Annotated in this window: 25 protein-coding genes and 1 pseudogene; 23 read left to right on the top strand and 3 right to left on the bottom strand. The window is 39.8% G+C overall.

Features of this window, described 5'->3' with window-relative positions:
* Window positions 1–80 precede the first annotated feature (80 nt).
* Window positions 81–989: a homoserine O-acetyltransferase MetA gene (gene metA, locus QNH43_RS16330; protein ID WP_283914936.1), complete on the bottom strand. Its 909-nt coding sequence runs from the start codon at window positions 987–989 to the stop codon at window positions 81–83.
* Between the two features lie 168 nt (window positions 990–1,157).
* Here metA and QNH43_RS16325 point away from each other — a divergent pair, with 168 nt between their 5' ends.
* From QNH43_RS16325 to QNH43_RS16285, 9 genes are all read left to right on the top strand, one after another.
* Complete coding sequence (locus QNH43_RS16325) at window positions 1,158–1,691, top strand: hypothetical protein (protein ID WP_283914935.1); 534 nt, start codon at window positions 1,158–1,160, stop codon at window positions 1,689–1,691.
* Window positions 1,692–1,768: 77 nt separating this feature from the next.
* Entirely contained in the window at window positions 1,769–2,245 is a 477-nt protein-coding gene (locus tag QNH43_RS16320; RefSeq protein ID WP_076365976.1) for a glutathione peroxidase, read from the top strand.
* A gap of 137 nt (window positions 2,246–2,382) precedes the next feature.
* The gene (locus tag QNH43_RS16315) at window positions 2,383–3,228 is read left to right on the top strand and encodes a DegV family protein (RefSeq protein ID WP_283914934.1); all 846 of its coding nucleotides are present in this window, start codon (window positions 2,383–2,385) and stop codon (window positions 3,226–3,228) included.
* A gap of 53 nt (window positions 3,229–3,281) precedes the next feature.
* Window positions 3,282–3,926 (top strand): HD domain-containing protein, encoded by a 645-nt coding sequence (locus QNH43_RS16310; protein ID WP_283914933.1) that lies wholly within the window; start codon window positions 3,282–3,284, stop codon window positions 3,924–3,926.
* On the top strand, window positions 3,923–5,800 hold the full coding sequence (locus QNH43_RS16305) for an ABC-F family ATP-binding cassette domain-containing protein (protein WP_283914932.1): 1,878 nt from the start codon (window positions 3,923–3,925) through the stop codon (window positions 5,798–5,800). Before QNH43_RS16310 ends, QNH43_RS16305 begins: the two co-directional genes overlap by 4 nt.
* A 129-nt stretch (window positions 5,801–5,929) precedes the next feature.
* Window positions 5,930–7,066, top strand: coding sequence for a conserved virulence factor C family protein (locus tag QNH43_RS16300; protein WP_283914931.1), 1,137 nt, complete (start codon window positions 5,930–5,932; stop codon window positions 7,064–7,066).
* A 308-nt stretch (window positions 7,067–7,374) separates the two neighbouring features.
* Entirely contained in the window at window positions 7,375–9,045 is a 1,671-nt protein-coding gene (gene ilvD, locus QNH43_RS16295) for a dihydroxy-acid dehydratase (RefSeq protein WP_076366353.1), read from the top strand.
* Window positions 9,046–9,216: 171 nt separating this feature from the next.
* The gene (locus QNH43_RS16290) at window positions 9,217–9,654 is read left to right on the top strand and encodes a BrxA/BrxB family bacilliredoxin (RefSeq protein WP_283914930.1); all 438 of its coding nucleotides are present in this window, start codon (window positions 9,217–9,219) and stop codon (window positions 9,652–9,654) included.
* Between the two features lie 67 nt (window positions 9,655–9,721).
* Complete coding sequence (locus QNH43_RS16285) at window positions 9,722–10,513, top strand: class I SAM-dependent methyltransferase (protein ID WP_283914929.1); 792 nt, start codon at window positions 9,722–9,724, stop codon at window positions 10,511–10,513.
* Here the strand turns inward: QNH43_RS16285 and ggt are convergent.
* The gene (gene ggt, locus QNH43_RS16280) at window positions 10,501–12,189 is read right to left on the bottom strand and encodes a gamma-glutamyltransferase (protein ID WP_283914928.1); all 1,689 of its coding nucleotides are present in this window, start codon (window positions 12,187–12,189) and stop codon (window positions 10,501–10,503) included. The genes QNH43_RS16285 and ggt overlap by 13 nt on opposite strands.
* A gap of 437 nt (window positions 12,190–12,626) precedes the next feature.
* On the opposite strand from ggt, the gene QNH43_RS16275 reads away from it, so the two are divergent.
* A complete protein-coding gene (locus QNH43_RS16275) occupies window positions 12,627–13,244 on the top strand; it encodes a YpjP family protein (protein WP_076365992.1) in 618 nt (205 codons plus the stop codon).
* 202 nt (window positions 13,245–13,446) lie between these two features.
* Window positions 13,447–14,217 (top strand): TerC family protein, encoded by a 771-nt coding sequence (locus QNH43_RS16270; RefSeq protein ID WP_076365994.1) that lies wholly within the window; start codon window positions 13,447–13,449, stop codon window positions 14,215–14,217.
* A 34-nt stretch (window positions 14,218–14,251) separates the two neighbouring features.
* Here the strand turns inward: QNH43_RS16270 and QNH43_RS16265 are convergent, their stop codons facing one another.
* A complete protein-coding gene (locus QNH43_RS16265; protein ID WP_283914927.1) occupies window positions 14,252–14,494 on the bottom strand; it encodes a hypothetical protein in 243 nt (80 codons plus the stop codon).
* 223 nt (window positions 14,495–14,717) lie between these two features.
* On the opposite strand from QNH43_RS16265, the gene QNH43_RS16260 reads away from it, so the two are divergent.
* From QNH43_RS16260 to QNH43_RS16205, 12 genes and pseudogenes are all read left to right on the top strand, one after another.
* Window positions 14,718–15,428, top strand: a complete 711-nt coding sequence (locus tag QNH43_RS16260; RefSeq protein WP_076365998.1) for an anthrax toxin lethal factor-related metalloendopeptidase — start codon at window positions 14,718–14,720, stop codon at window positions 15,426–15,428.
* A 57-nt stretch (window positions 15,429–15,485) separates the two neighbouring features.
* Complete coding sequence (locus QNH43_RS16255; protein ID WP_098369320.1) at window positions 15,486–16,280, top strand: thymidylate synthase; 795 nt, start codon at window positions 15,486–15,488, stop codon at window positions 16,278–16,280.
* Window positions 16,277–16,762, top strand: coding sequence for a dihydrofolate reductase (locus QNH43_RS16250; protein ID WP_076366002.1), 486 nt, complete (start codon window positions 16,277–16,279; stop codon window positions 16,760–16,762). The genes QNH43_RS16255 and QNH43_RS16250 overlap by 4 nt, the downstream gene beginning before the upstream one ends.
* Window positions 16,763–16,913: 151 nt before the next feature.
* Window positions 16,914–18,182 carry a threonine ammonia-lyase IlvA gene (gene ilvA / locus QNH43_RS16245; RefSeq protein WP_141994643.1) on the top strand — a complete coding sequence of 423 codons (1,269 nt, stop codon included), beginning with the start codon at window positions 16,914–16,916 and terminating at the stop codon, window positions 18,180–18,182.
* 194 nt (window positions 18,183–18,376) lie between these two features.
* Window positions 18,377–18,568: a twin-arginine translocase TatA/TatE family subunit gene (tatA, locus tag QNH43_RS16240; protein WP_034307557.1), complete on the top strand. Its 192-nt coding sequence runs from the start codon at window positions 18,377–18,379 to the stop codon at window positions 18,566–18,568.
* A gap of 87 nt (window positions 18,569–18,655) precedes the next feature.
* Complete coding sequence (gene tatC / locus QNH43_RS16235; RefSeq protein ID WP_076366006.1) at window positions 18,656–19,402, top strand: twin-arginine translocase subunit TatC; 747 nt, start codon at window positions 18,656–18,658, stop codon at window positions 19,400–19,402.
* A 362-nt stretch (window positions 19,403–19,764) separates the two neighbouring features.
* Window positions 19,765–20,028: a DUF2535 family protein gene (locus tag QNH43_RS16230; RefSeq protein ID WP_306804680.1), complete on the top strand. Its 264-nt coding sequence runs from the start codon at window positions 19,765–19,767 to the stop codon at window positions 20,026–20,028.
* 225 nt (window positions 20,029–20,253) lie between these two features.
* The gene (locus QNH43_RS16225; protein ID WP_283914926.1) at window positions 20,254–21,096 is read left to right on the top strand and encodes a DegV family protein; all 843 of its coding nucleotides are present in this window, start codon (window positions 20,254–20,256) and stop codon (window positions 21,094–21,096) included.
* A gap of 152 nt (window positions 21,097–21,248) precedes the next feature.
* Window positions 21,249–21,839: an SCO family protein gene (locus QNH43_RS16220; protein ID WP_283914925.1), complete on the top strand. Its 591-nt coding sequence runs from the start codon at window positions 21,249–21,251 to the stop codon at window positions 21,837–21,839.
* A gap of 297 nt (window positions 21,840–22,136) precedes the next feature.
* The gene (locus QNH43_RS16215) at window positions 22,137–22,979 is read left to right on the top strand and encodes an SGNH/GDSL hydrolase family protein (protein ID WP_076366012.1); all 843 of its coding nucleotides are present in this window, start codon (window positions 22,137–22,139) and stop codon (window positions 22,977–22,979) included.
* The gene (locus QNH43_RS16210) at window positions 22,976–23,560 is read left to right on the top strand and encodes a YpmS family protein (RefSeq protein ID WP_076366014.1); all 585 of its coding nucleotides are present in this window, start codon (window positions 22,976–22,978) and stop codon (window positions 23,558–23,560) included. Before QNH43_RS16215 ends, QNH43_RS16210 begins: the two co-directional genes overlap by 4 nt.
* A gap of 253 nt (window positions 23,561–23,813) precedes the next feature.
* Window positions 23,814–24,877: pseudogene (locus tag QNH43_RS16205) on the top strand (AraC family transcriptional regulator).
* Window positions 24,878–24,913: the final 36 nt, after the last annotated feature.

Genomic DNA, 24,913 nt, shown 5'->3' with positions numbered 1-24,913 from the left:
GGTTGTTTCCCATGATAATCGGAAGTGGCTGCCCAATAAACGATTCACTTAAAAGTGAAAGCTTCTTTTTTCTTACCCTTTCAATCCCACTCATATGGGGTTGATTGGTAGACATAATAGTTCAGCCAATTCGAGAACATCAGGCTGCAATGGCTCTTCCAGCGGTGAAGAGGTACCTTGGTCGGATCGTTATCAGGAAAGTAATTTTCAGGGAGTTGCGTATTGATTCCACGCTCCCTATCGCGCTTGTATTCTTCACCAAGGGTATCGGCATCATACTCGAAATGGCCGGTAACCATAATTCTTTTTCCATCAACCGAAGCAGCAATCAATACACCAGCTTGATCGGACTGTGCGAGAACCTTCAGTTCCGGATGGGTAACTAATTTTTGATAGTCAATATCCGTATGGCGGGAATGAGGGGCCATAAAATAATCATCGAATCCCCGGACTAGGTTTTCATTCGGTTCAAGGACCTCATGGGTGTATATCCCGAAGCATTTCTCTGGAAGTTCGTATTTGCCTATTCCATAATGATGGTACAGGGCAGCTTGTGCCCCCCAACAAATATGTAGGGTGGATGTGACATTTTCGCTTGACCAGTTCATGATACTCTGCAGTTCTTCCCAATAATTAACATCTGAAAATTCCAGCTTTTCTACTGGAGCGCCTGTAATGATCAAGCCGTCATATTTCTTCGTGCGGATATCATTAAATGATTTGTAAAATTGATCTAAATGAAATTTACTTGTGTTTTTTGATTCATGTGTGCTCAAGCGCAGGAATGATATATTTACTTGAATCGGAGTATTGCCAAGAAAGCGCAGTAACTGGGCCTCCGTTTTTTCTTTCTCTGGCATTAGGTTTAAAATTAATATATTCAATGGACGGATTTCCTGATTGGTAGCTCTTTCCTCATCCATTACGAAGATATTTTCCTGTTCTAAAATTTCCCTTGCTGGCAGTTGTTCCGGAATTCTGATTGGCATGATTAGCCTCCTTCTTCAAAAATCATAATATTTTAATTATATAGAAAATTATTGAATAGAAAAGCTATTTTAATAATTTCTTGTAAATCGCGAAGGAAATGGCTTGGGAATGGTAAAATGGGAAGATCATGAATACATAAACTATGAAGTTGGAGAGGTGTTTGGAGATTGTTTGATCCTACAGCATTTGAGAACATGAAAGTGGTATTGGAAGGAGCGGTTTACGATCGTGACTTCATTGGAGATATATTGGTCACAAAGCGTGATGATATAGTGAATCTCTCGACTATGTCCAGATCATATAAGATCGAGATGGAATTGAAAAAGCCAATCGCATCCATTTCGATTAGTGGTGCCATTGAGTTACGGGCTTCACTCAAGAACCTAAGTTCGGAGTTACTTGATGCAGCTATTGATGATACGCATTCGGGCTGCACGGTCGATATTTTCATTACTTTTCCCAAAAAGCTCGATGAAGCGAGTGCTGAACAATTGTTGAATGACCTGGAAAGAATTTGGGGAGATCAGAGAATCATTACAGTGACGACCAGCGATACGGTCAGTAAAAAACTGCAACACGTCACTTCTTCTATATATAAAGTTTCATTTGGGAGGCTTGTAAAAGAAGAGCAGATGGATGATTTGGAAGACATGATAGAGTATTTGATTCAATCCGTACAAGCAGTTAAGATTCAGGGATGATAGGAAAGGATAAAAGTTGGAAAACCTACCTTTAAATACGGTAAAATGAATCATCATACTAAAGGGAGAGATCATACATGTCCATTTACGAATTTGAAGTCAATAAAATCAATGGCGAAACCATCTCGCTTGATGAATATAGAGGGAAAGTGATGATTATAGTGAATACTGCAAGCAAATGCGGTTTTTCGCCACAGTATGATGATTTGCAAAGCCTGTATGTGCAATATAAAGAGGATGGGGTTGTCGTGCTTGGTTTTCCTTGTAATCAGTTTTTGAATCAGGAGCCTGGTGATGATCTGGAAATCGATTCATACTGCAAATTGAATCATGGCATAACATTCCCGATGTTTGCAAAAGTGAATGTCAATGGCAAGGAAGCCCATCCCTTATTCAGCTATCTGACTGAAAATGCTCCTGGAGTGATGGGGTCCAAATCGATAAAATGGAATTTTACAAAGTTCTTGATTGATCGTAATGGAAATATAGTGAGCCGGTATGCACCTAAAACAAAACCTCTGGAAATGGAAGAGGATATAAAAAAATTATTATGAAAAATGATATTGAGTCCAACGGAAGCTCTAGTTGGGCTCTTTTTTTGAGGTAAGATATTTATATGCATCCGTATTTAAATGGGGACAGATGGTTGGGATGTTGAATATAATGGAAGACACAAATGAGGGGGGAAACCATGGAACGAATTGCATGGGTAACGGATAGTACGGGAACTTTGGACGAAGAATTATCATTGAATGAACATGTATACGTCGTTCCGATGGTCGTCATCATTGATGGGAAGGAATATGAAGATGGTGTCGACCTATTACCCGAGGAATTATACAGGCGGATGAGTGAGGAAAAAATCACCGCCACTACATCACAGCCCTCAGTCGGCAGATTCCAAGCGTTATATAAGGAGCTTGAAAAACGCTATGAACGAATCATAGCCGTACATCTTTCAAGTGAATTGAGCGGGACCGTTTCCGCGAGCAGGCAAGCTGCACAAATGGTTTCGATCCCTGTTGATGTTTTTGATACTTTACTTATTTCCTTTCCAATGCTATTAATCTTGAAAAGGCTCATGCATTATATTGATAATGGCGATTCCATCAATGAGGCTTTCGTCAAAACGAGAATGTATGCGGATAACCATGAGACCTATGTATTAATAGGTTCTTTAGATCAGCTGCATCGCAGCGGCAGGTTAACGAACGCACAGTATATTCTAGGAAGCCTATTGAGCTTTAAACCCATCATATCAATCGAAAACGGTATGCTTCATACTAAATCTAAACCCCGGAACCTTAAAAAAGCGGAAAAACAGATCTTCACTGATTTTCGCAGATCAGTCGAAGCGGGAAAAGTAAAAGAATGCACCATATTATATGGTGCAGTGGCGGAGCAGGCACAAAGATGGAAAAAGATGATTTCCGAAGAATTTCCTCATGTGTCGATCCATGTATCCCCACTGGGCAGTGCCATCGGGGTGCATACCGGTGAACAGACGATTGGGATCAGTTGGTTCAATGAAGATTAAAGCACACCATTTTTGAGAACCATGGTAAAATAGAAGGGACATGGAGTGGTGAAATGAAACAAACGATGATTGAATTGACGGAGAAGTATGTATATGACCAATTGAATTCAGATGCCAGCGGCCATGATTGGTTCCATATCGATCGTGTTCGTAAGCTGGCTTTACATATTGCAAAAGAAGAACGAAAAGGAAATGAGTTTATCATTGAATTGGCGGCTCTGTTTCATGATATCCCGGATGATAAACTAAACAAGGAAGCCGATGAAGGCTGGAAAAAGCTTGACGTTTGGTTTGATGAAATAAAGTTGGATATTGATAGTGTTGATGCCATCAAACAGATCATCAATACAATTTCATATAGTGCAGGGCAGTTGAAGCTTCCTTCGATCGAGGCTGAAATTGTTCAGGATGCGGACCGCCTGGATGCAATTGGTGCCATTGGCATAGCCAGGACATTTGCATTTGGCGGAAAAAAGGGACAACTTATGTATGATCCTTCATTGCCCATAAGGGAAAACATGACCAAGAAGGAATACAGGAATGGCAAAAGCTCATCCATTCATCACTTTCATGAAAAATTATTGCGTTTGCAAGATATGCTCAATACTTGTACAGCCAAGAAGATTGCAAGTGATAGGCATGAATATATGGTTGGATTTTTAAAGGAATTTAATAAGGAATGGGATGTACGATTATGAAAGTTTTTAGCATGGAACATGTAATGAAAACCCAAGGGGAAAAGCTGCTTTTTAAAGATGTCTCTTTTTCCATCACCGAAGGGGAAAAAATCGGGATCGTCGGTATAAACGGTACCGGCAAATCGACATTATTGAATATCATCGCAGGCTTGGAAGACAGTGATTTAGGAACGAAGGATCATCCGAATGATTACACGATTTCCTATCTATCCCAAGATCCGCATTTTGATGAGAAATTGACGATCATGGAATATATGTATGAAAGTTCAACACCTGTATTTTCGTTGATTAAGGAGTATGAAAAAACGCTCGTTCAACTCCAGGTAGATCCACAGAATAGCGTAATTCAGGACCGGTTGTTAAAGCAGCAACAGGATATGGACACCCTAGGTGCCTGGGATACAAGCGCCAATGCGAGAACGATACTGACCAAGCTTGGTCTTCCCGATCATTCGAGGAAATTGGGTGAACTGTCAGGTGGCCAAAAAAAACGTGCGGCCCTGGCAAAAACCTTGATTGAGACCCCTGATTTACTGATTTTGGATGAGCCGACGAACCATCTTGATTTTGAAAGCATCACTTGGCTTGAAGAATATTTGGGGAAATACCAAAAGTCCGTTTTATTTGTGACCCATGATCGATATTTCCTTGATCGCGTGTCCAATAAGATTTGGGAAATTGCCCAAACACAGCTTTTCGAATACAAAGGAAACTATGCTGATTATTTAGAATCAAAGGCCATTCGTGAAGAGAACGAATCGGCTGAAAGATCGAAAAAGGAAAGTCTATTCAAAAAAGAACTGGCCTGGATCCGTAAAGGCGCAAAGGCACGTACAACGAAACAAAAGGCTAGGATCCAACGCTTCGAAACATTGGAATCAGGTGTAAAGGATAAGCAGAAAACCGAGAACCTGGAAATGGAATTAAGCGGTGCCCGCCTTGGGAAAAAGGTACTCGAGATGCAGGATGTTTCTAAATCCTTCGGTGATCGAACCATCATCAACCATTTTTCCTTCCTCTTCAAACCGGGTGATCGAATTGGGATCGTCGGTAATAATGGCAGCGGCAAATCAACCTTGTTAAATATCCTGGCCGGGCGGGAATCTATAGATGAAGGAAACCTGGAAAAAGGGCAAACCGTGAAAATAGGGTATTATACGCAAGAAAGCGTCGATATGGATGAGAATTTGCGCATGATCGAGTATATCCGGGAAACGGCGGATTCAATCGCCCTTAAAGATGGTAGTTACATATCGGCTGCGCAGATGCTTGAAAGGTTCTTGTTTCCAATGGGCTCTCATGGGACGCCTATTCGCAAGCTTTCCGGAGGGGAGAAAAGGCGTTTATATCTTCTTAACATTTTGATGTCGGCACCTAATGTCCTGCTTTTGGATGAACCGACGAATGATTTGGACACGCAAACCTTGACCGTTCTGGAGGATTATTTAGAAACGTTTTCAGGTGTAGTCATAACTGTATCACATGATAGGTATTTCCTGGATAAGACGTGCCATCAGCTTCTTGTTTTCAAGAATAAAGCTGAAATTGACTTCTATTACGGCAGTTATTCAGAGTTCTTGGAAGAAAAGACTGAAGAGGCCGTGCCAGTAAAACCACCAGAACCTCAGATGAACCGGACCGAAAAGAAAAAGAAAAAACTAACTTATGCGGAAAGTAAGGAATGGGAAGAGATAGAAGGGAACATGGAACGGGTCGAGTTGCGCCTGAAAGACATAACATCAGAAATGGCAGCAGCGGGAAGCGATTTTGAAAAAGTCCGCCTGCTGCTTGAAGAAGAAAAGGAACTGACGGATAAATTAGACCATTTGATGGAAAGATGGACGTATTTAGCGGAAAAATTGGAAGAGGAATGAGCGGGATGACCGGTCCAAGGGAGCAAACTTGGATCGGTCTTTTTTTAGCCAATCTCAATTGCATGAGAATCTGTTGCCGATGTGATAATATCTAGTACATGGAAACGTCTTGTTAAAGGAGAGAAATGCATGAAAATTAAGTCGATAGAACCTACACCAAGTCCGAATACAATGAAAATCAATTTAACAGAAGAGCTATTAGCTGGTAAAAGCAATAATTATAAGAAAGATCAAGCTGACCAAGCACCCCGGCTGATCAGAGATTTATTTACGATCGAGGGAGTGAAAGGGGTATATCATGTTGCGGACTTCCTAGCCGTTGAGCGAAATGCGAAATATGATTGGAAAGATATCTTGGTCCAAATCCGTCAGGTTTTCGGGGAAAAAACCGAAGAACAAAATCAACAAACGGCATTAAATGAACATTACGGTGAAGTAACTGTTGCCATTCAACAATTCAAGGGCATTCCGATGCAAATTAAAGCAAGTGATAGCCAACAAGAAAAACGTTTTGCCTTGCCGGATTATTTCATAAAGGGCATTTCCGCTGCCCAAAAAGAAGATGACAATGTAGTCCTGCTTCGAAAATGGAAGGATTATGGCGTAAGATATGGTGATATGGAAGATATCGTGAAGGAAGTATCCGATGAGTTGGTTGCAGCTTACCCGGAAGAACGAATTAATCGGCTGGTAGCCGCTGCAAAAGAAATGGTGGATACGAAGGAAGCGATTTTGAAACGGCCAAAAATTAAACTGACTGAAGAAATGCTGAATGACGAAAGTTGGGAAAAGCGTTATCAGGCATTAGAACAAATGGAAGATCCAACGGTTGATGATATACCTGTATTGGACATGGCGCTCTCCGATAGTAAGGTCTCCATTCGAAGGCTCGCGGTCGTATACTTGGGAATGATCGAAGATAGAAAAGTGCTTCCCAGCTTGTATAAAGCATTGAAAGATAAAAGTGCAGCCGTAAGACGTACGGCTGGGGATTGTTTATCCGATCTTGGCTTTGAAGAAGCGATGGGAGAAATGTCTCAATCACTTTCGGATAAAAATAAATTGGTTAGATGGAGGGCGGCGATGTTTTTATATGAAGTGGGAAATGAAACGACCCTCCCTTACCTTAAGCAGGCGGAACAGGACCCTGAATTCGAAGTGGCCCTGCAGGTCAAGATGGCCATTGACCGTATAGAAAATGGGGAAGAAGCAAAAGGTTCGGTTTGGAAGCAAATGACAGAATCAAGACAAGCGAATGACAAGTGAGATTTAATGGGAATAACTTAATGAATTCTAAAATGGTTACAGGCAAAAGGCATGCGGATGATTTAATCCGCATGCCTTTTTATTTTTGCTGTTCATTTCCAGTCGTTTGACATAAGTTCCCTTTAGGTCGTATCTATAAATTTGATCTCTATTATTTTAGTAAAATGATTTTTGTAGATATTTAGTGTAGAATGGTTGCATTTGTATGTAAATGTGTTAGAATTTTTAGAGTATACTAAAAATTATATTATTCTGAATCATTAAACATTTAGTGGAAATTGGGGGTACAACAAATGTCTACATCAAATATGAGAAGTGACATGATTACAAAAGGGGTCGATCGAGCTCCACATAGAAGTCTGTTGCGGGCAGCAGGGGTTAAAGAAGAAGATTTCGGCAAACCGTTCATCGCGGTTTGTAATTCATACATCGATATCGTTCCAGGTCATGTTCACCTTCAGGAATTCGGAAAAATAGTGAAGGAAGCGATTCGCGAAGCTGGCGGTGTTCCTTTCGAATTTAATACGATTGGGGTAGACGATGGAATTGCAATGGGTCATATTGGTATGCGCTATTCTTTGCCAAGTCGTGAAATCATCGCGGATTCCGTGGAAACTGTTGTATCAGCACATTGGTTTGACGGCATGGTTTGCATTCCAAACTGTGACAAGATAACGCCGGGAATGATGATGGCAGCACTTCGTGTCAATATTCCAACAATATTCGTAAGTGGCGGACCCATGAAAGCAGGTAAAGACAAAAACGGTAAATCCCTTTCATTAACATCCGTTTTTGAAGGTGTGGGCGCATATCAAGCAGGGAATATCAATGAAGAAGATTTGCAGGAAATCGAGCAAGTTGCCTGCCCTACTTGCGGTTCTTGTTCGGGAATGTTCACGGCAAACTCCATGAACTGCCTGGCAGAAGGCTTAGGACTTGCGCTTCCGGGAAATGGAACGATTTTGGCGGTAGCCGAAGAACGTAAGGAATTCGTTAAGAAATCCGCTAAACAATTGATGGAGATAATCAAACAGGATATCAAACCTCGTGATATCGTAACGATTGATGCGATTGATAATGCATTTGCATTGGATATGGCGATGGGCGGTTCGACCAACACCGTTCTCCATACACTTGCATTGGCACATGAAGCAGGTTTTGAATACCCTATGGAACGCATAAATGAAATAGCTAACCGGGTACCGCATCTAGCGAAAATCGCACCGGCATCCGATTATCATATTGAAGATGTACATAATGCCGGTGGTGTAAGTGCCGTCATTAATGAGTTACTCAAAAAACCAGGTGCCTTTAATGGGGATTGCCTATCTGTCTCAGGTAAAACGCTCCGCGAAAATGTTGCCGGTTGTGAAATATTGGACAAGGATGTGATCCATCCGTTAGATAATCCGCATTCTGAGCGTGGCGGGCTTGCGGTATTATTTGGTAATCTTGCTCCTCAAGGCTCCATCGTAAAAGTAGGGGCGGTTGACGCATCAGTTGGTGGCTACCACAGGGGTCCTGCCATTTGTTTCGATTCCCAGGAAGATGCACTTTCCGGGATCATTACTGGAAAGGTCAAAGAAGGGGATGTAGTGGTCATTCGTTACGAAGGCCCTAAAGGCGGGCCGGGTATGCCGGAAATGTTGGCACCCACTTCCCAAATCGTCGGGAGGGGACTTGGAGCGAAAGTCGGTTTGATCACAGATGGCCGCTTTTCAGGCGCATCCCGAGGCATCAGCATTGGTCATATATCCCCGGAAGCAGCTGAGGGAGGCCCGATTGCCTTTGTTGAAGATGGAGATATCATCGAATTGGATTTGAATAATCGTAAAATCCAATTGGAAATTTCCGATGAAGAATTCGAAAAACGCAAAGCCAATTGGAAAGGCTTCGAGTCAAAAGTCAGGACAGGCTATTTGGCACGTTATTCCAAACTTGTGACGAATGCCAGCTCAGGCGGCGTGATGAAAGTTTAAGTTATAAGGCAGACTAAAACATGGTGGCAGAATGAAAGTGAATTCTGCCACCATGTTTCTTTGTGAGGAACAATGAAATTTTACAAAGCTTTAAGCGTCATTTTTGCATATGCGCTCAAGAATATAGTATGATTATACTAATTGAAGAATTGTAACCAAGGAGGTTTTTTTATGTCAATGGCATATGATGAATATATGAAACAAATGGTGAAACCAATGAGGGCGGAACTGGTGCAAGCAGGTTTTGATGAGTTGGAATCCGCTGAAGCGGTTGAAAGCTTTATGGAATCGGTAGAAGGTACGACACTTGTGGTCGTGAATTCAGTTTGCGGCTGTGCTGCCGGGTTAGCCCGTCCAGCTGCTACTCAAGCGGTACTCCAAGCAGACAATAAGCCAGATCATTTGGTAACTGTATTTGCCGGCCAAGATAAGGACGCGACAGCAAAAATGCGGGAATATTTCGATGGAATAGAACCTTCTTCACCATCGATGGCTCTTTTAAATGGCAAAGAGGTCGTACATTTCATTCCACGCCATGATATAGAAGGACAGCCAATGGAAGCTATCATGGAAAATTTATTGGCAGCGTTCAGTCAAGTAAATAAGTGATGAAGCGGAATGCCCTGGAAACAGGGCATTCTTTTCAAATTTTAGAGAGTATGAAGGGGTAGGATACATGTTTGTCACGACAGTAGGAAGAGCCGATAAAGAAACGATGATATTAGCCAAAAGGTTAGCTGAAGAATTACAAATCCCCTTTATAGCCAGAAGAAAAAGATCGGTCAGAGGTATCCAAGCGGAACAGAATGAAGATGATTGCCTTGTTTTTGGTAAAAACAAGATGGAGTTATATCGATACCAGGAAAAAGAACCATTCTTTTTTCACCCGAACCTAGCGATGATCCGTATAAAAAGAATAATGCGCGGAGAAAGTGACCCATTTCTCATTGCCGGAGATATAAATGAAGGGAACGCTGTGCTTGATTGTACCATGGGTTTGGGCTCGGATGCGATAGTCGCGAGTTTCGCAGTGGGTGAACATGGACAGGTTGTCGCATTGGAAGGAAATCAATATTTGGCATTGCTCGTAGACCATGGGATGATGACATGGGAGGATGCAGAGGAAAAGATGATTTCTGCGGTGCGAAGAGTTGAGGTCATGCATGGTGATCATTACGAAATTTTGAAAACATTGCCGGATAATCATTTTGATGTCGTATATTTCGATCCCATGTTTGAAGAAACGATTCAGGAATCGAATGGAATCAGGGGACTGACTCATTTTGCGGTAGGTAAGGAGTTATCTGTGGAAATAATGAATGAAGCCAAGCGGGTTGCATGCAAGAGAGTCGTGTTGAAAGACCATTTTCGCAGCTCCCGCTTTGAGGAATTTGGATTTGAGGTAATAAAGAGAAAAACATCCAAATTCCATTTTGGCTTCATTCAATCCAGTGATCACGATTTATAATCTGTTTCATCAAGACCAATGGCACAGCCTTCCCGGCTTGAATCGGCAGCACCATAGTTCGAGCCATCAGGGTTGATTTGAATCGCTTGGACATTCCCTATAGAGTGGGGAACATCATTAAAGGCGAAGCCCATCGCTTCCAAGTGGCCTTTGCTAGTCATATCCATTCCAGGCTCCCATTCAATATGAGGGCCCATTGGAGTGAAAATTCTAGGTTCCTCGATGGCTGCTTTCAAATCCATTTTTAAATCGAGTACATTAATGATCGTTTGTACGACTGAACTGATGATGGTCGGTCCACCAGGTGAACCTAACGTCAAGATCGGCTCGCCGTCTTTAAAGATGATGGTCGGGCTTTTACAGCTGACGGGGCGTTTATTGGGCTGCACTTCATTCATGCCGCCTGGAATGGAATCGAAATCAGTCAGTTCGTTATTCAGCATGAAACCATAATCGGAAACCATGATCCCTGATCCGAATGGATGTTCCACTGTAGAAGTGCATGCTGCGATATTACCCCATCTGTCACGGACAGTGAAGTGTGTCGTTTCACTGATATCTTCTTCATTAGGCTGCGGAATGACTTCCCTTTGTTTCACGGAATCATAAATCCAAGGGTTTCCGAAGTCAATGGCATTATTTCTTGTTTTGAAATTAATGAATGAACGGCGTTTAGCAATATACTCGTCATGCATGAGACCCGCCAATGGCAATTCGGCAAATTCAGGATCAGCGAGAAATGCCTTTTTATCTGTAAATGCCAGTCGCATCGCTTCTGCTATTAAATAATATTTTTCCCAAGAACGGACATCATATTGTTCTATATGGAAGCTCTCCAATATTTTCAGGATTTGGATGACCGTGAATCCGCCAGCACTTGGGGCATTCGATGATGCAATTAGATAATCCTTATAAGTCCCATACATGGGTACATCGATTGTAGCTTTATAGTCCTTTAAATCAGAAAGCTCCATGAACCCTCCAAGTTCCTTGATGCAGGAAATGATGCCCTCTCCGATTTCTCCTTCATAAAAAGCGGAAATGCCTTCACGCTGTAATATCCGATAGGTATTCGCCAGTTTTTCTTTTATGAGCAAATCGCCATCTTGATACGCTTTTCCGTTTGGCATGAAGAACTTACGCGCTTCATCACCTAATCGATATTCAAAATTTTTAAGCGCATCGCAAAGTACCCAATTGACGGGAACTCCTTTTTCTGCAAATTCTATGGAAGGCTCGATGAGGTCAGCTAAAGGCTTGCTTCCATTTTCGGTGAGTGCTTCATCCATAGCTTTCAGTATTCCGGGAATCCCAACAGCTGTAGCTTTGATTGATCTTTCTTTAAATGGGATGACTTCCCCTTTATCATCAAGAAACATGTCTCGATGAGCGGCTTTAGGTGCCCTTACATGGCCATCGTAAATTTTCGTTTCTTTATCTTTAGCGTTATATACCATAAGGAACCCACTTCCGCCGATACCAGTCATCATGGGTTCCACAATATTTAGGGCAAATTGGATGGCAACAGCCGCATCGACAGCATTTCCACCTTCACGTAATATTTTTTCCCCAATGGAAGTGGCTACTGGATGAGCTGTAACGACCATTCCGGCGTTCCCTTTATCTGTTTCCCTTTTGTAATCCTTATCTTTAATGATTTCATTGTTGTTTTCCAAAATGATTCCCCCATTATTCAGTCCTTTTATCTGCCAAAAGGTTAGGCTTATGTTTGATTGGAAAGAAAACCTTGTCATTGTAGAAAAATGACAAGGAGATTTTTCGTAGGTATTCATTTATTCTTAATCAGCAAATGATAAATATACGAAAAATGCCAATGTTACAAGACATAAAGCCACCATGGCAGTCGAAGCCATATAAGACCCCTCCTTAAAAAGACTTGAATCTAATTAATTTCTCCAATAATCGTCAAAATCCTTCATTAAAATGTAAAATTGTTGATATTTACTAAAAAAGTTCTGGTTCATAAACTTTATATAGGTATTTATCCTTTTTTTTGATTTTCAAAACATGGGTAACTATATATTCGTAATTACCAAAAAATAAAAGTATACTAAATATAAAGACAATACAAAAAAAGGAGGGGGAGTGTTAGTTGAAAGCAGCGGTTTGGTTCAGGAAAAGTCTTGTCATTTTAGTATCCGTTTTGACGTTTGGTCTTGTCACTCCTTCAGATCTGGCGTGGCTAGCGGAAGCCGATTCGTTAAAGGATACTAAAAAGGGATTAGTGGAAGAAGAGGGATTAGCCTATCTTCCTTCACAGAATTCAACTGAACTTGAGGAAGAATTCAACCGGGAAGAATTTTTATCGGGCATTCTGAATAAGGCAGAGGAAAACGCATTTATGAAATTTGGCGAAAAGATCAATCCTAAAATTGGCGATGAGTTCAAAATGGCCATATTACCAAAAATGGAAGAAGCCATAACAGAAATGGCTGCACAATATCCAGATGAAAAATTACAGCAATTAACCATCACTGAGCAGCCGAGTGCAGGCAGGGCCGAGAAGATATTTCATATTTATGATTCAATCAGCGGCAAGGATATCATCAGATTCCATGTCAGGCAGGAAAATCCTCCACTGGAAGGGTATTGGTTCGATTTTCACTATCATACCTATCATGATTCATTTGCCACCCATTATAATATCGGGAAAATATATTGGGATAAAAATACGCCGCCAGAGTGGACGAGTAAACAAAGGCTCTCATAGTGGTTGGTCTCGTTGATTTTATTGAATTGTAAGGGTATGATGAAATGAAAAGGAATTTCTAATAAGCATCGAAATGATACGTTGTCATGCAACGTATTTATTTTGTGTTTAAATAAAAGAAGAGTTTTTATCATAACGGGGAACAATGTTATTTTAAAAGGTTTTCTAATTTTGCTGTTATAGTAGCAGAGGAGTCTTTATCATGTCAGAGTTGTTAAATAACATCATGCAAACGTATGCGCAATTTTTTGACTGGCATATGTGGGTGGAGGTATTATCCGACCCGGTGAGCTGGGGATTGATTGGAACGCTCGTATTAATGGAAGGATTACTATCAGCGGATAACGCTCTGGTATTGGCTGTAATGGTCAGGCACCTTCCTGAAAAACAACGGAAAAAAGCCCTTTTTTATGGTTTATTAGGTGCTTACGCTTTTAGATTCATCGCGATAGGAATCGGTGTTTTCCTCATTAAGCTTTGGTGGGTGAAGGTGATTGGAGCAGCATACCTTGGCTGGCTCTCGTTTAAATACTTTAGGAATAAAAGAAAAAAACAAGCTGGAATCGATGAAGATATCCAGGGGATGAGTAAAAACAGCATACTGATCCGTATGTTTGGTACATTATGGGGAACGGTTGCGGCAGTGGAATTGATGGATATAGCATTTTCCGTCGATAGTGTCTTGGCCGCATTCGGGGTGAGTGAAAAGGTCTGGGTCCTTTTGACAGGCGGTATGATTGGTGTCTTGATGATGCGGGGAGTGGCAGGGCTATTTCTAAAATTGATAGATAAGGTTCCTGAATTGGAAACTGCCGCATATGTCCTTATCGGATTCATTGCTATAAAAATGCTAATGGCCGTTGCAGGGATCGAAATCCCGTCTGCGATCTTTTTTGTCTTTATTTTGCTGATTTTCGGTACCACGATCGCACTTCATTTGAAGAAAGGGAAAAAGCTCAAGGAACATGGTTGAGCAATATTTAAAAAAGCTGACATCACATATGATGTCAGCTTTTTTTTAGGAAAATATCAAGTAATTGAAGTAGGCCGGTAAATGTAGTGAAGAAAAGCAAAGGCAATAAAAAGTTAAGCCAAAGAGAAGACATTAGCGGATGCAGCAGAATGCCAAAGAAAATGGAGAACAGAAAAAGGTCGAGAATGATGAACACTTTTAAACTGTAGATATCAAGGACTTCTTCAGCAAGTTCACGGTGCTCATCCAAAATGGTTTTTTTATTGTTGGTTTCCATGCGATCACCTTAAACCTTTTACGATTATATATTGTTGATATATGAAAAGACAGGATCAATTGTTCTTCTCAAAATGAATGGGCAACCGAAAATACCAAAAAAACATAGATTTTTTACACTAGGTCAATATGTTATACTAATATAATAGTATGTTAGGTTTAGAGATTTTAAATGACTTATATTTTCTTAACGATAATGAGAAATGAAGAAAGGGGAGAAGAGTGTGAAAAGGAAGAAATGGTTATCCATACTTGCATTATTTGTCTTTTTACTCTCAATGCTCTCCTATACGTTAGCGAAGGATGAAGGGGTAAAATGGCGCAATTTAAACAAAGATAATCTTTTAAGACAAGCTGAACTTTTTAAGGGGAATAATGAATTACAAAGGATATTTTTATTTCCGGAAGAGGAGTTCGATGAAAGGGAAGCACTCAAAATTGCCGGAACCATTAATAAACTGCCTCATTCCCTTTTGGTGAAAACTGCTGAAAGTGGCGTGAGGATCAAACTATTTGATGGTGATATAACAGAAAATCAATCCGCGGCCAAATTAAAGGGGAAAACTCCGCGTGGTTATTTGAATAAAGAAACAACTTGGGATGATGTGCCTGGTATGGGCGGATCACATACGGTATTGGTTAAAATCGGGGCAAGTGACAAGGGCAACGGACATGGCTCCGTTAATTTGGAACTGCATGAACTGGGGCATTCAATTGATAATATAGTGTTTGATGGAATCCGTGAAGATATGGATTATTTGAAGATTTGGGGTAAGGAAGTGGATGGGCTGTTTCCTGGGATTACGTATTTTTCCAATTACCCTGAGGAATACTTTGCAGAAACGTTTGCCATGTTTTATGTGAACGATGAACAAAATCAATTGCTTAGACAAAAAGCGCCCGAGACTTATAATTTTATTAAGCAATTAGATTAAACATTGGGCAATAATACGTTAAAATAAGGAGAATGAAAGTAGAAAAGGTGGTTTATCATGAAGCAATATTTAGATTTATGTAAGCATGTACTCGAAAATGGAACGCAAAAAGGTGATCGTACGGGAACAGGAACAATCAGCACCTTTGGATATCAAATGAGATTCAATTTAAAAGATGGATTCCCTGTACTTACAACGAAAAAAGTTAGTTTAAAAGCGATTATCCATGAATTATTATGGTTTTTGAAGGGTGATACAAACGTTGGCTACCTTCAGGAAAACAGCGTGCGGATTTGGAATGAATGGGCTGATGAAAATGGGGAGCTAGGTCCGATTTATGGTCATCAATGGCGTTCTTGGGGAACGGCCGATGGAAGGCAAATCGACCAGATCAGTGAATTGATCGAACAAATAAAAACGAATCCAAATTCAAGAAGATTGATAGTCAGTGCTTGGAATGTTGGGGAATTGGACGAAATGGCCTTGCCGCCTTGCCATGCTTTCTTTCAATTCTATGTCGCTGATGGAAAGCTTTCATGCCAGTTATACCAACGTTCAGCGGACGTCTTTTTAGGTGTTCCTTTCAATATAGCTTCGTATGCGCTCTTAACGATGATGATCGCCCAGGTGTGTGATTTGGAAGTTGGCGAATTTGTACATACTTTCGGGGATGTCCACATCTACTCTAACCACCTTGAACAAGTGGAACTGCAGTTGACCCGTGATCCCAAACCATTGCCAATCATGAAAATCAATCCAGATGTGAAAAATATCTTTGATTTTAGCTTCGAGGACTTCGTTTTGGAAAATTACGAAGCCCATCCCCATATAAAAGGTGAGGTTAGCATATGATATCGTTGATAGTGGCTATGGATCAAAATCGTGTGATAGGAAAAAACAATGAACTGCCATGGCATTTACCGGCAGATTTGCAGTATTTTAAAAAAGTGACGATGGGCCATCCGATCGTCATGGGCCGAAAAACATTTGATTCGATCGGCAGGGTCCTGCCTGGCCGGGAAAATGTCATCGTTACCCGCAATCAGGATTTTAAAGCGGAAGGCTGCGTAGTTTTACATGATATTGCACAAATCAAAACGTTTGCAGATAGCCGTGATGAGGAAGTTTTTGTGATTGGCGGAGCCGAAATCTTCAAGGAAATCCTTCCTGTTACGGATCGCCTGTATATTACGGAAATTCATGAAACCTTTGAAGGTGATACTTTCTTTCCCGTGATTGATGAAAATCAATGGGATAAAGTCTCCTCAAACCCAGGCAGCATCGATGAAAAAAATCGTTATGCACATGATTTTATTATTCTACAAAAAAAATAAAGTGATAATCCGATTATGGGGAAATGACCATAATCGGATTTTTTTAGTATGAAATGAACAAAAGCAAGAATTTTTAGAAAAATCAATTACATTAATAACAGTAAAGTGCTATAATGATTGAATTCATTAAGGAAGGAAATGAGGGATTGTTATGAATCAGACTGCATCTAAGAATAGGGGGATTCAATTGGAAGATATTCTAATTGCCTATAGAGAACTGAAAGAAATCGTTTTGCATACTCCTTTACAAAAAAATCAGAGGCTCTCTGAAAAATATGATTGTAATGTTTATTTAAAACGCGAGGACCTACAACACGTACGTTCCTTTAAATTAAGAGGGGCCTACTATAAAATGAAAAGCCTGACCGAGGAAGAGACGAAGAATGGAGTCGTTTGTGCAAGTGCGGGAAACCATGCACAAGGAGTAGCTTTTTCCTGCAGCCAATTAGGCATCCATGGGAAAATTTATATGCCGGCTACAACTCCTAGGCAAAAAGTCGATCAAGTGCAGTTATTCGGAAGGGATAATGTGGAAATCATCCTTGTCGGCGATACTTTCGATGATGCATTTGCCATGGCGATGGAATGCTGTGAAAAAGAAGAGCGTTCCTTTATCCATCCATTTGACGATGAAAAGGTAATCGCCGGGCAGGGTACAACGGCTGTAGAAATCCTGAATGATTGTGAAGATGGAATCGACTATGTATTTGCCGCTATGGGCGGTGGCGGTCTAATGGCCGGAGTATCCAGTTATTTCAAATCGGTTTCCCCAAATACGAAATGCATTGGAGTTGAGCCGCAAGGTGCTGCTTCGATGGAATACTCCTTCAAGGAAGGAAAAGTTTCTGAACTTGAAAACATTGATACATTCGTTGACGGGGCAGCTGTCAAGTGTGTGGGACAGTTGACATATCAGCTTTGTAAGGAAAACCTGGAAGATATCGTTGTCGTACCTTCGGGCCAAATCTGCACGACGATTCTCGATTTATATAATCAGCATGCGATTGTCGCTGAACCGGCAGGGGCCATATCTGTAGCCGCGTTGGATTTATACAAAGAACAAATCAAAGGCAAAACGGTTGTATGCATGGTCAGCGGAGGGAATAACGACATTGGGCGTATGCAGGAAATTAAGGAGAAATCCCTATTATATGAAGGGCTGCTATATTATTTTATCGTGAATTTTCCACAACGTGCTGGAGCTTTAAGGGAATTCCTTGATGAGGTGTTAGGACCGAATGACGATATAAGCCGTTTTGAATATACGAAGAAAAATAATAAAGAAAGCGGTCCGGCCCTGGTTGGTGTAGAACTAAAAGATAAAAATGATTATGAAGGGCTCATTCAGAGGATGAACAAGAAAGGATTCTCTTTCGTAGAGGTCAATAAAGACAGTAATTTATTTCACTTATTGATTTAAGCATGGATTAAATGTTAAATTAGGATAGAATAATACCTACGTTTTTACATTTTATTCTGCCGGCCCAGTCGTATATGGGCATACTGTCGATAATTGTTACCATTCTATGACGAATTGCCAGTTCCCTTTCAATTGGTTGGAAATGGTATTATAATCGGAGTAGGTCTAATTACAACACCAAAGGGGATGTATCCATGTCGAACATTGGAGTACCTGGTCTAATTCTCATCTTAATATTGGCTTTAATTATCTTTGGTCCGAAGAAACTTCCAGAAATTGGACGTGCTTTTGGGCAAACGCTTCGTGAGTTTAAAAAGTCCACGAGTGATTTAACAAAAGGTGATTATGAAGAAGATAAGAAGCTACAACAAAAAAATCATGAATGATTGAATGCTGGGGCGTAAGATGCAATCGTCTTGCGCCTTTATGCTGAACAAAGATACGGATTTTTTAGAATGAAGGCGTGATCAACTTTGGAAGATAAAGAATTAAATATCATCGATCATCTCGATGAATTGAGAAAACGGCTCATCATTACTGCTGTTGCTTTTTTGATCTTTTTTATCGCCAGTTTTATTTATGTTGAGGAGATTTATAATTGGTTCGTGAAAGATCTCGATTTTGACCTGATGGTATTGGGTCCGAGTGATATTATCTGGATTTACTTTATGCTTTCAGGTGTCGTAGCCATTGCGGCAACCATACCGGTAATTGCTCTGCAAATCTGGTTATTCGTCAAACCGGCTTTGATGCCAAATGAAGTAAGGGCGACCCTTGCCTATATTCCGGCACTTTTCCTGCTTTTTATCGGAGGGCTTGCTTTCGGTTACTTTGTCATCTTCCCGACCATTCTTCAATTTTTGATTGAACTGGGCGATGGGATGTTCATAACCAGTTTTACAGCAGATAAGTACTTTTCATTCGTATTTAATATGACGATACCTTTTGCAGTTCTATTCGAGCTTCCTGTCGTAACCATGTTTTTGACTTCCCTTGGCATAATAAATCCTTATGTGCTTCAAAAGTTAAGGAAGTATGCATACTTTGTACTGGTTGTCATAGCGATATCGATTACGCCGCCTGACTTTATGTCAGACTTTATGGTGATGGTTCCATTGCTGTTATTATACGAAATAAGTATTTCGTTATCAAAAGTCGTCTATAAACGAAGGGTGAAACGTGAAAGCTTGCGGGAAGACACCTACGAGGAAGGTTTATAAGAAGAATCCCATAATGGCATTTTGCCCTTATGGGCCTTTTTTTTAGGCTCTTTTCGTAAAGATTGTTGTTTTTAAAACGAAACGATTTAAGGTTGATTGGAGCGGAAGTGCGAGACTCCTGCGGGAGCAGCGGGACAGGTGAGACCCCACAGGCGTTCACGCCGAGGAGGCTCACCGCCCGCCCCGCGGAAAGCGAGCATCTGGAGGGGAAATCAACCACACCGCATTACTTGGTAAATAGCAACAAAGTATGCGAAAACAGCCTTTTTTTATGAAAGACAATCTGATTTCTCTGTTTTTTTACACATTTGAATATTTATACTTTTGGATTTATTGTGTATAATGTAAGCAATCGGTTAAAAATGAGGATTGATATTTTGATGTTCAAATGCTTGGAATTCAAAGATTGTTTTGGACATAAGGTCACAATTTCAGAAATACCTGTCTTACTGCCTAGTGATCCGAATTTTTTTATGTTGACCGTGCGTTTGGAAGTGTTTGTTAAGAAGGTTTTTGCCAATAAAGATCATAAAGAAAATTACTCATTTAAGCATTATTTAGCATCCGTACTCAAATGGCCCGTTTATAACAAGCTTTTTTTTGGAAGTTTACTCAATAATGCTTAATGCGGACTGTTCCATAGCTAACTTCTCCGTTAAAAGAGATGACACAATGCCAGGCAATATCGAAGGAATCGGCATGTGTCCATGTTAGCTCATGGAGCGGTCTTTTTTTGTGTAATCATTTCAATAGGATAGTATCACTTCACTTGAAAAAGAAGACTTTTGGTTTGAATGCGTACCTTGAATAGGTATAATACAATAGATATGTTAAGTTAGGGATGTGTAATGATGAATAAAGTAAAGATAGTAACAGACTCGACAGTAGATATGACACCAGAAGAACTGGAATTTTATGATATAACAATGGTCCCTTTATCAATTTTTATAGATGGGGAGACTTTTTTGGATAAGGTTGAAATCGAACAAGAAGAATTCCTGAAAAGGATGAACCAGTCAAAAGAACTGCCAAAAAGCTCACAACCAGCCGTAGGTACCTTTGTGGAGGTATATGATGAACTCGGAAAAGACGGTAGCGAGATAATTTCCATACATATGACTGGTGGCATGAGCGGCACAGTTCGCTCAGCGGAAAGCGCAGCTAACATGTCTGAAGCGAAGGTTACCGTTCTTGACTCGAAATTCATTTCAAAAGCGATGTCATTTCAGGTGATCGAGGCAGCGAAGATGGCGAAGGAAGGGAAATCCGTAGCTGAGATAATTGAACGATTGGAACATATTAAAAAGCAGTCAAGTTTAATCATTGTCATAGAAACACTTGATAACCTCGTTAAAGGCGGAAGGATTGGTAAAGTTTCTGCTTTTATCGGTTCATTGCTGCACATAAAGCCGATTGCACTTCTGGATGATGGTGTCCTGAATCCTGTATCCAAAGCCAGGAGCCAGTCACAGGTCGTGAAGTTCATCATCAAGAAATTCAAAGAAGATACACAAGGAAAAAAAATTAGAGGCATTGGTTTTGTACATGCGAATGGTCTTGAAATAGCCGATAAGGTCCGCCAGGCCATTTCAGATTTAACAGGATATCAAGACATAAAGATAGAAGCAACAACGGCCGTTGTCAGTACCCATACAGGTGAAGGAGCCATGGCAATCATGTATTATTGGGATTGATATGGAGTAACCAAAAGAAACTGCATATGCGGGGGTTTTGTTACTTTTACAATTGTCTTTAATTCGTAGGAATAGTTGCTGTTCTCATTACGATTGGTCTGATAGAATAAATGAAGTAACAGAATATTTTATACATAAAGGACGGGGTAGGAATGAGAAAGCTGCATTTGCTTATGGCAGCTATGGGAGCATCAATTTTATTGCTGTTGACAGCATGCGGTTCCAATGGTGTACCTGATGCCAAAAATTGGGATCTCGAAGATTTCAATTACGTTGATCAGGAGGGGAAACCTTTCTCAAAAAGCGATCTTAAAGGAAAGGTTTGGATAGCGGATTTTATATTCACAAGCTGCGAGACGGTATGTCTGCCCATGACTTCGAATATGACGAAGCTGCAGCAGCAATTGAAGGATGAAGGTATTACGGATGTAGAGTTCGTTTCGTTTTCCGTGGATCCGGAAATTGACAAACCTGATGTGTTAAAAAAGTATGGTGACCAATTTAATGTGGATTACGGAAATTGGCACTTTCTGACCGGTTATGGTCAGGAAGAAATCGAGCAATTTGCATTGGATAACTTTAAAACGATCGTCAAAAAACCAGAAGCAGAAGATCAGGTGATTCATGGGACCAGCTTTTTTCTAATTGATCAAGAAGGAAAGATCATCATGGATTATACAGGTCTGCAAGATATTCCCTTGGATGAAATCATTAAGCATATTAAAATTTTACAGAATTATTGAACAGGTTGAATGACCTGTTCTTTCTGTTTTCATCCACCCATTAATAATGATTTCATTTAGAGCTTTTGCGATGGTGAAAATAAGGCAATTTGTTTTTGAAGAAACAGCGGAAGTGAAGAATGATTTTGCATGCTAAGTAACATGCTAATTTTTATAGGACTAGCTTTAATTCACTGCATTTTTCATATTGTATAGTAAGGAATGCTCAAGCTAAAAGTACAATGAAAAAAGAAGGTATATTGTTTGCAATCATTTGTTTTCTGCATGATATAATATATGGGTAGGAAGGTGAGGGTCATGAGGTACAGAATCACCTGTCTTTTCATATGCCTAGTTTGGATCTCAGGCTGCGGCCAAAGTGAAACAGCCTCAAATCAGCCATCTGTTCAGCAGAAAAGCATAGTTGAGCTGAGTAAAAAGGAAACCATTCCTGCCAGCTTTTTTCCGGACCCTGTGAAAATCGTATCGATTGGCGATTCCTTGACTCAAGGTGTTGGTGATAGTAAAGATAATGGCGGGTATCTGCCTTATTTACAAAATAAGCTGGAAAAAGAACCATCGATTACTTCCGTTGAGATGATTAATCATGGCGTACGTGGAAATAGGACCGACCAACTATTGAAAAGACTGGATAAAGCTAGGATTAAAGAAGACATAAAGCAAGCTGATTCAATTGTCGTCACAATCGGTGGAAATGATATCATGAAGGTTTTTAAGCAGAATTTCTCGGACTTGGAACTGAATCAGTTTGATTCGGCAAAAATAGGGTATGAAAAAAGATTAAGGCAGATACTTGATAAGGTTCGTTCCGAAAATGATCATGCGCAAATTTATCTTGTGGGCGTCTATAATCCATTTTCCAAATGGTTCGCAGATTTTTATGAACTTGATATGATCATGAATGATTGGAATGAAAGCGGGAAAGAGATTATCGAAGAATATGATTCAGCCTATTTTATTGATATAGCAGACATTTTCGAGAATTCCGAAGAAGATTTGCTGTATGCCGAGGATTATTTTCACCCAAATGACCGCGGATATGAATTAATCGCGACAAGAATCTATAATGATATGGATATTACCACTATCGGAAAGGACACATTGGAAGCGAGTGCCAAAGGAGATGATGACCAAGAATGACAAATGTCAAATGGAAGACTTTGTTTATTTCCCTATTAGCCCTAAACATCCTGGTCATCCTGTTTGTAACGATTTTAGTTAATCTGCCGACAAAAGATAAAGAGATGATACCCAAGGTAAGCCATGAAGAAGATATCCAATTTCAAATTCACACGAATCGGGAAGATTTGACAAGATTAATCAACCAGTATCTGGATAAAGAGGGATTGACGGGATCCATTCACTATGAAGTTTATTTAACGGATGAAGTCGAGTTATATGGAACGATGCCATTTTTCAACCGTGAAGTGGAAATGAAATTGACTTTTGAACCAATTGCCCAAAAAAATGGGGATTTGATCTTAAAGCAAAAATCAATTGCAGTCGGAAAAATGAACCTTCCTGTTTCATATGTAATGAATTTAATAAATGAGCGTTATAACATGCCGGATTGGGTTAGCATCAGTCCCAATGACGAAAGTATTTATGTGTCATTACAGGATATGGAACTGAAAAGTGATATTAGGGTGAAGGCGAAAGAATTCGACCTTGAAAATGATGACATTTCATTTTTATTGACCATCCCATCATCTTTACAGTGATACGAATAAAAGATGTGTTAAATATTTGATGATAAAAGAACCACGCATTTTAGATATGTCTAAAATGCGTGGTTCTTTTTTACGCCCCTTTTGGTTTATTAAAACCTAAAACCTTGATTATTATATAGATTACTTATCAATTTCTGAGTTAAAGTAAGTGATAGGAGCAGACTTTTATAATTTATATAACTCACAAGAAATATCAAATAAATGAAATGGAACCCACTTATAATTTCCATTCGAGGTGAATTATATGAACATGCAAATTATGATTGATTGGATTGAAAACCATATAACATATAAATTTTCTTTAGATGAACGTGCCAATGATCTGGGATACTCGCCTTATTATTGTTCGTTTAAATTCCACCAAATGACAGGGATAAGTATTAGGCACTGTATGCTTCTTAGAAGGCTTCACTTATCTACAAATGATTAGAAAGTGGTAAGAGAATGATTGGTATTGCTTTTGATCATGATGATTCAAGAAGTATATAGTAGGGCGTTTAAAACTGTTTTTGGCATAGTCCCAGAGCATTTCAACCTAACAGGATGCCGGTTCAATCATTCAATAAGCTCAATATTCATAAACATAAAGGGTGATGCAGAATGGATTTTTCGAGAAAAATCGAGGTTGATCAGATACAAAACCAACACGGAGAGTGGTTTGGCGAATATGTTCTCAATATATTGAATGGCCAAGCTATGTATGATGAGTTTAAGGATAAAAAACTAATGAGAAATACAGACTATGCTCCATTTAACGAAGCTATGTGTGTAAATACAACTACTAAGAACATTTTTAATGAGGAATTCATAAAAACAAGAGCAATAGGACACCATGAATTAGTTGAAAATTATATCGGTAAGGTAATTAATCCATTAAATAATCTATTTAACAAAGATTATGAATGCATCGTTTTGTGGTTTGGTGAAGATATGTTTTGCCAAATGAACCTTCTTACAATCCTTGCTTACCTTGAACAGGACGATTATAGCGGTAGAGTGTTCTTGAACAGTTTTAGAGAGGATGAATTTAAAGTAAGGCAAACTGAACTTAGATTAGGCAACTATTTAACTGTTTATGAAGATATATTATTAAAACATAAAAAAACATCAATTGAAGTATTGCCAGTTATGTATCAGGCAATAGACATATATTTAGAAATGTTAAAAGAAAATAATCCAGTAACAAATTATATTTCTAAAAATAAAAGCCTGCCTGAAACAGAATTGATTAACAGGTTATTTATCCACTTCCCAACAATAGGATATGGTGATTTACAGTATAAAAAACTTATTAGTAAAATTAAATAACAGCCCTCTCACTCCAAGAAAGAACATATATCTGTT

It is taken from the genome of Peribacillus simplex, assembly GCF_030123325.1.
Lineage (GTDB): Bacteria > Bacillota > Bacilli > Bacillales > DSM-1321 > Peribacillus > Peribacillus simplex_D.
This window is presented reverse-complemented; position numbering and strand designations above follow the sequence as displayed.